This window comes from Pseudomonas sp. GW823-FHT06B06 (assembly GCF_058795195.1).
The window spans coordinates 1-1,677 of record NZ_JBXAHO010000088.1 but is presented as its reverse complement, the minus strand read 5'-3'; the positions used below and the strand labels follow the sequence as shown (position 1 = coordinate 1,677).

The window sequence follows — 1,677 nt, the reverse complement described above, 5'->3', positions numbered from 1 at the left end:
TAGTCATAAACATAACCGTTTGCCTATCCCTTATCGTAAGGAGGAAACGGTGTCCTGTCTTTCATGGGGCTCGTTCAAATTACAAAGAGGCACTCATTGAAAAACCTTCTTGACGACGAATGAACACGCATGATCAATGTAATCAAAAGGTAATCCTGGAGAGAGAACCCGTGGAATCCCTAAACCCAACACAGCGCCGCATTCATCAAGCCGCCTTTCGCCTGTTCGCTGAGAGAGGTACATCACAAGTGAACATCCTCGACCTCGCGCAAGAGGCAGGAGTGGCGCGCGGAACGATCTATAGCAACATCGACAGTATGGAAAGCCTGTTCGAGGCGGTCGCTAGTCATCTCGCGAGAGAGATGTATGAGCGCATCAACAAGAGCTTCGATTCACTGACCGATCCGGCTCAGCGCCTTGCCAACGGCATTCGTCTCTTCATTCGTCGAGCTCACGAAGACTCCCAGTGGGGGGCATTCATACACAAGTTCGCCATGAGCAATTCTGCATTGCGCGAAATGTTCAGCAGCCAGGCGTCCACGGATCTTCGGAGCGGGCTTTCAGGTGGGCGGTACACGTTTCAGCAAGAACAATTGCTCTCAGTACTGACGCTGATATCGAGCAGTGTTCTCGGCTCGATTTTCCTCGTAATTGAAGGTCATAGGACGTGGCGCGACTCCGGCTCTGACACCGCCGAGCTGTTGCTGCGGGCATTGGGTGTGCCGCCAGAGGAGGCGCGTGCGTTGGCGACCATAGAGCTGCCGACACTTCCGCCTCTCGACTGAGTGCGTAGTTGATTCAACAAGAAACGCCCCTGGTTTTTTTCAGGGGTGGGGACCACTTTGCCAAAAAAACCCGAAAAACAAGAACAATGAACAATGAACAATGAACAATGAACAATAGAAGTGAATTGCACCGGTTAGTGACACCAAAGCCGGCTTTGTGCTAAATCCAGTTATTGTACGAAATCGAACGTGATCTCAAACGGGATTTACCAAGGGACGTTTGCTCTACGTTCGGGCAGCACAGAAGCCTCAATTAGCACACCCTCGTCCTTCGTGCAGTGGCAACAACACGTAGAACGTCGACCGGCGTAGGATGGATTTCCTCGTCTGTGACGTCGCAATTTGCAACCAAATCAAGACGGTATGTGTCGAAGCAGCGCTTTGCCACCTCTCTAGCTGACGGCAGACTATTAGGAGGATCCATGGAAAGCCAAGCGCCGCAGACCATTAGAAAGCTGCCGGCGTTCATAGAGGCTAGTAGTCGAGTGATTGTCTCAGGCGTCAAGCAACCACCCATGGAGAAATATCTCGCCTACCAGATTCAGCTGCGATTTTGTCGATCCAGTTGATCGCGTTAGTAGCACTCACCGCTGCTCCTCTCTTTGGCTTTCTCAAAGCCCTTCTTGACCCGATCAGTAATCGAAGGAGTCATGCCGCAGCGCCTAACTCCCTAGCCTCCTCAAATCTATCCTGTCCGACCTTTATCGCAAAGCCTAACTTCAGACTGCTAATCAGCAGATACCCGCTGCGCGCTCAGAAAATCCGTTGAAGGTCGCCTGATTTTCGGCATGTAGGCTTCAGGCGTAGGCGGCGGAACGCCGACCTCTAGTGCATCTAACAAATCCGCCCAATATTGCATCATCCTACGTCTCGGCTCGACGTATTCCGCATG

At 51.9% G+C, this 1,677-nt stretch carries 1 protein-coding gene; it reads left to right on the top strand.

Features of this window, described 5'->3' with window-relative positions:
* Positions 1-170: 170 nt before the first annotated feature.
* Positions 171-785 (top strand): TetR/AcrR family transcriptional regulator, encoded by a 615-nt coding sequence (locus AC1Q8Q_RS32100; RefSeq protein WP_135848052.1) that lies wholly within the window; start codon positions 171-173, stop codon positions 783-785.
* Positions 786-1,677 lie beyond the last annotated feature (892 nt).